Below are 8,259 nucleotides of genomic sequence, written 5' to 3'. Positions count from 1 at the left end.
ATTTGACAAGAGTCAAATACTTGCGTTTTGCTCGCGCCACTGAGGCAGAGATTTTCCATTTTCCCTTCTTTGGAAAATTATCGGGAGTGTTTCACGGGAGTTCCTTGGAAGTACTACTTATCACCCCAGACTGTGGCAACGTTACAGGAATGAAACGTTTATAATTCGTCTGCCAAACGTTGATGTAAGTAATGCCGGGCGGGCGCCAAAACCTTTTCCATTCAGTAAAGATTGCGTGGGTGGGTTTGTGTGCGGCGCCGGGGTCAGCGTCCTCTGATTGCGACTGAGTCGATCGACTTGAGCGCGACTTGTCATCGTTATTCACTGTGGTGTCTCGTCCGAATTAGGCTCGAAACCCAATTAGGTTAACGTTCCGCACGAGGCTTCTCCTCGCGGATTTGATTTGGCCAATGTGTGTCCGCGGCTCGCACCGCGATGCACCGCCAGAAGTGAAAAGGAGCTGAGTGGACTTTAAGTCATCCTAAATGTAGAGATTTAATGCGACGAAGAGGATTCGTTTGTCGCTTCGACGCTGCGCTGAACTGATAGCGCGCAACAGACCAGTTTTTATTGGCCATATCGTCGTCGCGCCGTTGATCACTCATGCAAGGTTTCGTCCGTTGCGCCAAGCGGGTGGATGGTGACGCCAGCTACACGCAACGTTGACAGAACTCGTCACGCAATGAGTATGTAGAGCACGGGTCGCGGCTATGTGTGGATCTGGATGCTCGGCGCGGCAGCTCAAAAAGTGTCATCACTCACAGTGCATCGTCGAGTGAGATTTTTTGCCTAATAGTAAGCATGACGTAATAAATATCCGTTGTCTGGTGACAGATCGAAACGTCCAGCGCTGTCGTAGCAATCAGCGCGCGTTCGAACGCCTGACGGCATCGGCTAACGGATAACGGTACATCGGAAGCGTCAGCTTCATCAGCAATGAACGCAGTCATCGCGTTCGCCGCTTCAACTCTCTCTGTATTCAAAAAACGCCACGGCGGGACGGCTTAGTTCGATCTTGCTCATCCTCGGGGACAACCTGCTTTTCACCGATACATACGGACAATGACGAGAAACTTCAAACTTTTAGGGGTTGCGGCAGCAACCGTGTTGGCATGGTTTGGTGCAGAAAACGCGCAGGCTCAGGCAAGCACCATCACCGTCTCAGGGCAGCAATACAAGTTGTGCGCACAAGAGAACGGTAGCTGTAAATTCCTCGGAACAGGCTCGGTGGTGTTCGGCGCAGTGCCGCCGAACGCGCCGTCGGTCATGTTGACGGCCCCGCGTAGCTTTAGCAACGGCGTTGGATGTTATGTCGGCGCAGTTTCGCAGACAGATCCCGCGTACGGTTACGGCAAATCATGCTGGGTGAGAGCGGTTGCCGCCAGCACGACACCAACGCCGACGCCGACACCGACACCAACGCCGACGCCGACACCGACACCGACGCCAGCGCCAGCACCGACGCCGACGCCATCGCCAGCACCGACGCCATCGCCAGCACCAACGCCATCGCCAGCACCAACGCCAACGCCAACGCCATCGCCAGCACCGGGCAGCTCGACCCTCTCGTGCGGCACGCCCACTCACACGGCTGGCGGGACCGCGAACGGCGTGATCAGCGCCGATACCCCCACCACCGACGGCATGCGCATTTTCCAGAACAACGCACCGTTCAAGCTCGCGATTACGACGAACGCACCGAACGCGGATACGGTCGTCTGGTCCGTAGCGGATTCGACTGGCGCGATCAAGACGCAGGGAAGTTTTGCGGTGAGTGCCGGCGTGCAAACCAATTCGATTCCGTGCACGTCGACGTGGTCGGGCTATGGCGCGCTGACCGCGACGCTGCGCTCAAACGGCGGCACGTTGCCGAACACCGGAACGCGTCCGGTGGGCATCGCTACCTTCGGCGTGCTGCCGAACCTGACGCCGGTGCTCGGCACCGTCACGTACGCTCATCAGGATCAGCACCGCTTCGGCATGCAGGGCTTCAACGGCAACATCGCCGCGCTGCACGATCTGGGCATCTCATGGACCATCGACGACCGTGAGGTATCGGCGATGGAACCCAATGGTCCGAATACGTACACGCCGAGCGTGAACGACCTCGATCCGTTCTATAAGGCGAATCCCGATCAGATGCGCATCGTGCGTCTCGATGGACTGCCTGCATGGGATTCGAAGACGGGCCAGTTCAACGACAGCTATTACGCGCCGTTGAACATGCCGGAATTCCAGAGCTTCATGGCCAAGGTCGGTACCGATACGAGCCTGATCCGCGCTGCAAACTACCCGAACCAGCAAAAGAATTACTATCAGGTGACGTGGGAGCCGAGCCTCGGCTGGGCGGATAGCGACGCGAACTTCGTCGCCATGTACAAGGCCGCCTATCAGGGCATCCACTCAACCGATCCGAATGCCGTCGTGATGGGCACCGGCAACCCGTTCGCCGCGAATTGCGACACCTGCACGACCGGCTATCTGCAGAAGTTCGGTGCGCTGGGTCTGTGGAATTACATCGATGCAGTCTCGACGCATGGCTACTGGAACGCGGGCACTTATCCGGCTCATCCGCCTGAATTGCAGGACTCGGATCCGAATCCGGCGAACCAGGCGAACGCGCTCGACAACCAGATGACGCAGTTGCGTTCGGTCATGCAGGCAGGCAAGCCGAACATGAAGCTGTTCTTCACCGAAGCAGGTACGAGCTACGATCCGGGTCTCAACTACGGCCCCACGGTGCCGTCGCAGAACCAGCTGTTCGCGCATGCGGCGGTTGGCGTGCGCTCGCACATCATTGTGCTTGGCGGCGGCGCGCAGTTGACGACGCTGTTCTACGGTCCTGACTATCCGGGCGAAGTGGGATACGGTTCGTTCTTCGATCTGAATGACGCACAAGGCGGGTACGGCGCAACGAACCTCTCGCCGAAGCCCGAGGCGATGGCATTCGCCACGATGACTCGTGTGCTGGATGGCACGAATACGTTGGGCCGGGTCACGGGTGCGCCGTCCGGAACCTTTGCGTATGCGTTCCAGCAACTCGGCAACGGCAAGGTGGTGACTGCTGCGTGGGCGCACAGCAATGCGCAATGGCCCACCGGCAATGGCCTCTATAGCCAGACATACTCGACGAGCTATTCGCTTCAGGTCGACAGCGCCGGAACATCTGGCAATGTGACGAAGATCGATGGTTACGGCAATACCAGCACGGTTGCCTATACCAACGGCAAAGTCACGCTGACCCTCACCGAGGTGCCGCAGTACATCGTGTCGAACAACGCGACGGTGGCCAAGGCCAATTCGACTGTGCCGGTCGGGTACATGGGCCAGTAATACGGGCCATTAAGGCTGAGTAGTATCGACGCGCCGCGGGTGATAGCGGCGGCGCGTCGATCAATTTTCCCGGCCAGCAGCCGATCGCAAAGCCTGTTGCTTGCGCAACGATCAGGCAGCGCGGCGCGTCGTCACCCCAATCGAATGCTTGCAGCCCCTGTCCGCGTTTTTTTCAGGCTGCCATGTCCCGCAGATCTCTTATGTGCTGATACACGGTGGCGCGTCCCATCCCCAGCACGTTCGCCACGTAGTTCACAGCACTTTTCCCCTTGAATGCGCCTTCTGCCCAAAGGGCTTCGACCAGTTCGCGACGGTGGTCGCGGGTCAGCGAATTCAACGCCAACTGGCGCTCCTGAAGCCATGCGTGAAGAAACGTGTTGATCCGTTCCTGCCAGTCGTCCTTGAATAATTCCTCGGGCTGTTTGATCACACCAGCGCCGGAAATGACGCGGTCGATGACATGTTTCATGTCCTCGAAGACCGCAATGTTGTAGTTCACGCACATCACGCCGACGGCAACGCCAGCGTCGTCAAAGAGCACGGTGCTGACACAGCGCATCCGCCGGCCGTCCCAATTGATCTTTTCATATGGACCGATCGTGCCTGACTCGGCCGAATGGTCGATTTCTTCCAGTGCGGATTCGTCTCCGAGTTCGCGCTTGGACAGGTTGTTTGCTATGTAAGCAACGGTCTGGCTTTGCAAGTCATGAAGGACGATCTCAACGTACGGAAAAAAGAGCAGCGCGATACCGTCGGCGACACGGCCGTATCGATCCAGAAGAAGCTTGCGTGCGGCCGTTGTCTTAGTCTTTCGCATAGGGGTGAGTGAAATTCCAGTTCCCGGAAAGTCTGCATCTTAATCGTTGCACTGCCCGGCTACGTGTCTGAATAATTCGTTGGCGATCGCCACGTCTTCAAGTCCGAGTCCAATTGAGCGAAAAAATGCGTGCTGTCGCCATGAGGGCTTTCTGGCTCTGCCGGACACTAGCTCAGGCAGGTCGCCGAGCACGCTCGCCGGCGACCAGTCATGCAATTGCGCGGCCAATTTCATTTCCCCCGCGCTGGCAGGCGTGGTTTGCCGGTAGTCACAATAGACGTCCATGTCTCGAAGCCACGCGGGCGGAATTTCGTGAGCATTCGCGACGTTCGTGCTGATCGACGTGATGAGCGCCGGCTTCGTCAGCATTTCTTCCAATAGTACCGGCGTGCCTGAGGACGTGCACAACGCCACCACATCGGCATCGCGCAAGCAATCTTCAAGCTGGGTGCAGACCCGCACCCGGTCATGGATAGCGCCGAGCGCCGCGCGTTTCGCCTCGTTCACCGCAAGGCCGGGTGAATACGCGTTGATCGAGTCCCATCGGCGCAGGGCCGCGAGGTGGCGCAAGTGAGCCTGTCCCACCGCACCCGCGCCGACGATGGCGAGCCGGCGCGCATCCGCCGCCGCAAGGTGATCCACCGCGACCGCGGTCGCACCGGCGGTGCGTTCGACGGTGAGCAGACCCGCATCGCACCACATCAAAGGCTGGCCCGTTTCCATCGACATCAACGCGGTCCACGCCGTAATGACCGGTTTCGATTCAGTCACGATGTACGGCGACAGCTTGGCGCCAAATACCCCGGCGTCCGCCATGACCCCGAGGTACGCGATGAAATCGCCGGTGCCTTGCGGAAACGGCGTGAAGGTCTGGGGCGGCTGCACCGCGGAGTCGTCCGCAAGCGCGAGAAACATACGCGTCAACGCGCCCCGCACATCGAGATGAGGCAGCGCTTTACGCACCGCCTCCTGCTGGACGATCAATGGGAATCGGTTGTCTGTGCTGTTCATGGGCCTGCTCTCCGTATCGTTGCCGGCTGGCGGCGTCGACACAATTGTAAAGTCAAAAAGTCCAATCTGGACTTTTATTTTGAAAATCGCTTGCATTTGTGCATGTCCAGAATAGACTGTGAGTCCAGGGCGAGTGTGAGGGCCGGTTTCATTGCATCTCTCATGCAGCTTCTCGCAGTCGCACCCTCGGCGATCGTCCGTGCCCTGAATCAGCGACTCTTCAACTACACTGGGACTCACCATGCCTCTGAAGCTTTCACTCTCACTTTTCGTCGCTGCTGCGTTGATCGGTTCGGTCGGCACCGTCAGCGCACAGACTCAAAGCACGTTGCGTTTCGGTATCGAGGCAGCGTATCCGCCGTTCGAGAGCAAGTCGCCGGCAGGGCAGTTGCAGGGATTCGACGTTGACGTCGGCAACGCGGTCTGCGCGAAGATGGGCGTGAAATGCGAGTGGGTGGAGAATTCGTTCGACGGATTGATTCCCGCGTTGCAGGCGCGCAAATTCGATGTCATCAATTCCGCGATGAACATCACGGACAAGCGCAAACAGTCCATCGATTTCACGCCGCCAATCTATGTGGTGCCGATCGTGATGGTGGCAAAGCGCGGTTCTCCGTTGCTGCCGGATGCGAAGAGCTTGCAGGGTAAGCGCGTCGGGGTCCTGCAGGGATCGTCGCAGGAAGATTTCCTCAAGCAACACTGGGCGAATGCAGGCGTATCGATTGTCTCGTACCAGGATCAGGACCAGGTGTATGCCGACCTCGTTGCCGGACGCCTGGATGCCGCCGTCCAGGAAGCGCAGACTGTCGAGGATGGTTTCCTGAACAAACCGTCGGGCCATGACTATGCGATTGTCGGCCAGCCGCTCAGCGATCCTGCCACGCTTGGCGAAGGGACCGGCTTTGGCATGCGCAAGGGCGACAAGGCATTGGCCGGAAAGATCGATGCCGCGCTCAATGCCTTAAAGAAGGACGGTACGCTCAGCAATCTTTCGCAGAAGTATTTCAAGCGCGACATCATCGCGAAGTGATGCGTGCATGATCCGGCGCGAATCGATTCGCACCGGATCATGCAGACCCTGAGCGAGTTTCACTGGACTCAGGCGTGCGTTGGCACATGCAGGCGCGTGAGCCAACATGAGCCAGATTGGGACATTCGAGCGAGCCTATGGATTTCGATGTGATCGTGCTGGGGGCCGGGATTGTCGGCGTGTCGTCGGCGCTCCATGTGCAGGATCGCGGACGCCGTGTGGCCCTTGTCGATCGGCGCGGCCCAGGCGAGGAGACCAGTTTTGGCAACGCAGGTCTGATCGAGCGGTCGTCGGTGATTCCCTATGGCTTTCCACGCGATCTCGCTACGTTGCTGCGCTACCTGCGCAATCGGTCGACCGACCTTTACTGGGACTACCAGGCGTTGCCGTCTTTTGCTACCTGGCTTGCGCGGTTCTGGTGGGAGTCGTCGCCTGAGCGGCTCGAGGCTGCCGCGCGCGACATGCTGCCGTTGATCCGGCAGAGCGTCGCCGAGCACGACGCGCTGATCGCGCGTGCGGGCCTTGCGAGGTTCGTGCACGACGGTGGCTGGATCGAGGCATTTCGCACACAAACGAAATTTGAACGGGAGGCCGCAGCCGCCGAAGCGACCGCGACTCAATATGGACTGCGCGTCGCGGCGCTCGACGCGGAACGGCTTCAGGCGCGCGAAGCTGGCTTGCGGGCCGGCTTTTGCGGCGCGTTGCATTGGCAGGATCCGAAGAGTATTTCCAATCCCGGCGCGTTGACGAAGGGATATGCGCGGCTGTTCCAAGACGGCGGCGGTACGCTTCTGCTCGGAGATGCAAGCACCGTCCGTCAGGAAGCCGGCGCATGGACCGTGCAGAGCGCGCAAGGCAGGATCAGCGCCAACGAGGTGGTTGTCGCACTTGGGCCATGGTCCGACACGGTTTTTGCGCCGCTCGGATATCGCATACCGCTGCGCGCGAAACGCGGATATCACATGCACTACGAGGCCACCAACGCGATGCTCTCGGTGCCGCTTGTCGACACCGAGAGAGGGTACGTCGTCGCGCCGATGGAAGGCCGGCTGCGTCTGACGACAGGTGTTGAAATCGCCCGGCGCGATGCCGCGCCGACGGGTATCCAGCTTGCGCGCGCGGAGAGCGAGGCCCGGCCGGTGTTCGGCTTGGGCCGGCGGCTGGATGAAGCGCCGTGGCTCGGGTTGCGCCCCTGTACGCCCGACATGCGGCCTGTGATCGGGCGAGCGCCTCGCCATCGCGGACTCTGGTTTGCGTTTGGCCACAACCACCACGGCTTGACGCTGGGTCCCGTGACGGGTCGTTTGCTCGCGGAAATGATGACAGGCGCCGAGCCTTGCGCCGATCCCTATCCGTTTCGTCCTGAGCGGTTCCGGTAAGCGACGGTAGCCAATCGGGTTCATCGATCAATCATCGCTGATTCGAAGCACATCTCCGAACCGCGAGATCGAATCACCAAGGAGATTGAAATGAAGATCAAGGACTTCGGTGTCGAACGCTGGATGGATCTCTACGAGAACATACTCGCTTGCCGGTCTCCGGCTCGGCTGGATTGCCGGTCCAAAGGAGTTGATTCGCGCCGTGGCGATTCATCGTGACTACAACACGATCAGCGTCGGCATGATCGACGACCACTTCGCTTCTATCGCACTTGAAAACCGGGCGGCGATTCTTGCCCGCAATCACGACATCGTCCGTACCAATCTGGCGATTCTGGACGCATGGGTGGCGAACGAGCCGGCTGTGTCGTATATCAAGCCGAAGTCGGGAACGACTGCGCTGCTGAAATACAGTCTTTCGGTTTCGTCACTGGAATTTTGCACCGCGCTGATCGGACAAACCGGCGTGATGCTCACGCCGGGCAGTGCGCTGGATATGGAAGGCTACCTGCGGATCGGCTATGCGAATAACCGGAATGTGCTTGAAGCAGGACTCGCCAGGGTAGCGGAATTTCTCGCGAATTATCGAGTGCGGCAATAAGTCCTGCAGGCATTGCGTGTTGTGGGTCGGATAGTCCTGCGCCGTTGTGTCCAGCCCGAATGAAATGGAACACCTGCATGCTTGTCGA

General features: G+C 59.2%; 9 protein-coding genes. 5 read left to right on the top strand and 4 right to left on the bottom strand.

Annotated elements, in window-relative coordinates; genetic code table 11:
• Positions 1-758: 758 nt before the first annotated feature.
• Positions 759-950, bottom strand: a complete 192-nt coding sequence (locus QOC89_RS09085) for a hypothetical protein (RefSeq protein ID WP_323044717.1) — start codon at positions 948-950, stop codon at positions 759-761.
• A gap of 338 nt (positions 951-1,288) precedes the next feature.
• A complete protein-coding gene (locus QOC89_RS09080; RefSeq protein ID WP_323044716.1) occupies positions 1,289-1,540 on the bottom strand; it encodes a hypothetical protein in 252 nt (83 codons plus the stop codon).
• A 71-nt stretch (positions 1,541-1,611) separates the two neighbouring features.
• Here QOC89_RS09080 and QOC89_RS09075 point away from each other — a divergent pair, with 71 nt between their 5' ends.
• Complete coding sequence (locus QOC89_RS09075) at positions 1,612-3,333, top strand: hypothetical protein (RefSeq protein ID WP_323044715.1); 1,722 nt, start codon at positions 1,612-1,614, stop codon at positions 3,331-3,333.
• A 172-nt stretch (positions 3,334-3,505) separates the two neighbouring features.
• On the opposite strand, the gene QOC89_RS09070 is transcribed toward QOC89_RS09075, so the two are convergent.
• Both QOC89_RS09070 and QOC89_RS09065 read right to left on the bottom strand, forming a co-directional pair.
• Positions 3,506-4,150: a helix-turn-helix transcriptional regulator gene (locus QOC89_RS09070; RefSeq protein ID WP_323044714.1), complete on the bottom strand. Its 645-nt coding sequence runs from the start codon at positions 4,148-4,150 to the stop codon at positions 3,506-3,508.
• A gap of 39 nt (positions 4,151-4,189) precedes the next feature.
• A complete protein-coding gene (locus QOC89_RS09065) occupies positions 4,190-5,161 on the bottom strand; it encodes an ornithine cyclodeaminase family protein (RefSeq protein WP_323044713.1) in 972 nt (323 codons plus the stop codon).
• A 241-nt stretch (positions 5,162-5,402) separates the two neighbouring features.
• Between QOC89_RS09065 and QOC89_RS09060 the strand changes: the two genes are divergently transcribed.
• The 4 genes from QOC89_RS09060 to QOC89_RS09045 all read left to right on the top strand — a co-directional run bounded on the left by QOC89_RS09060 (position 5,403) and on the right by QOC89_RS09045 (position 8,171).
• Entirely contained in the window at positions 5,403-6,191 is a 789-nt protein-coding gene (locus QOC89_RS09060; protein WP_323044712.1) for an ABC transporter substrate-binding protein, read from the top strand.
• A gap of 137 nt (positions 6,192-6,328) precedes the next feature.
• On the top strand, positions 6,329-7,570 hold the full coding sequence (locus tag QOC89_RS09055; RefSeq protein ID WP_323044711.1) for an FAD-binding oxidoreductase: 1,242 nt from the start codon (positions 6,329-6,331) through the stop codon (positions 7,568-7,570).
• Between the two features lie 90 nt (positions 7,571-7,660).
• A complete protein-coding gene (locus QOC89_RS09050; protein ID WP_323044719.1) occupies positions 7,661-7,789 on the top strand; it encodes a hypothetical protein in 129 nt (42 codons plus the stop codon).
• The gene (locus QOC89_RS09045; RefSeq protein WP_323044718.1) at positions 7,761-8,171 is read left to right on the top strand and encodes an aminotransferase class I/II-fold pyridoxal phosphate-dependent enzyme; all 411 of its coding nucleotides are present in this window, start codon (positions 7,761-7,763) and stop codon (positions 8,169-8,171) included. The genes QOC89_RS09050 and QOC89_RS09045 overlap by 29 nt, the downstream gene beginning before the upstream one ends.
• Positions 8,172-8,259 lie beyond the last annotated feature (88 nt).

The sequence above is a fragment of the Paraburkholderia sp. genome, from assembly GCF_034668105.1.
Lineage (GTDB): Bacteria > Pseudomonadota > Gammaproteobacteria > Burkholderiales > Burkholderiaceae > Paraburkholderia.
The sequence above is the reverse complement of the archived record's forward strand: the minus strand, read 5'-3'. Positions and strand labels throughout refer to the sequence as shown.

Coding starts and splice junctions, on each gene's coding strand:
- QOC89_RS09085 (WP_323044717.1), bottom strand. CDS start 950: ATGACTGCGTTCATTGCTGATGAAGCTGACGCTTCCGATGTACCGTTA.
- QOC89_RS09080 (WP_323044716.1), bottom strand. CDS start 1,540: ATGGCGTTGGCGTTGGCGTTGGTGCTGGCGATGGCGTTGGTGCTGGCG.
- QOC89_RS09070 (WP_323044714.1), bottom strand. CDS start 4,150: ATGCGAAAGACTAAGACAACGGCCGCACGCAAGCTTCTTCTGGATCGA.
- QOC89_RS09065 (WP_323044713.1), bottom strand. CDS start 5,161: ATGAACAGCACAGACAACCGATTCCCATTGATCGTCCAGCAGGAGGCG.
- QOC89_RS09060 (WP_323044712.1), top strand. CDS start 5,403: ATGCCTCTGAAGCTTTCACTCTCACTTTTCGTCGCTGCTGCGTTGATC.
- QOC89_RS09055 (WP_323044711.1), top strand. CDS start 6,329: ATGGATTTCGATGTGATCGTGCTGGGGGCCGGGATTGTCGGCGTGTCG.
- QOC89_RS09050 (WP_323044719.1), top strand. CDS start 7,661: ATGAAGATCAAGGACTTCGGTGTCGAACGCTGGATGGATCTCTACGAG.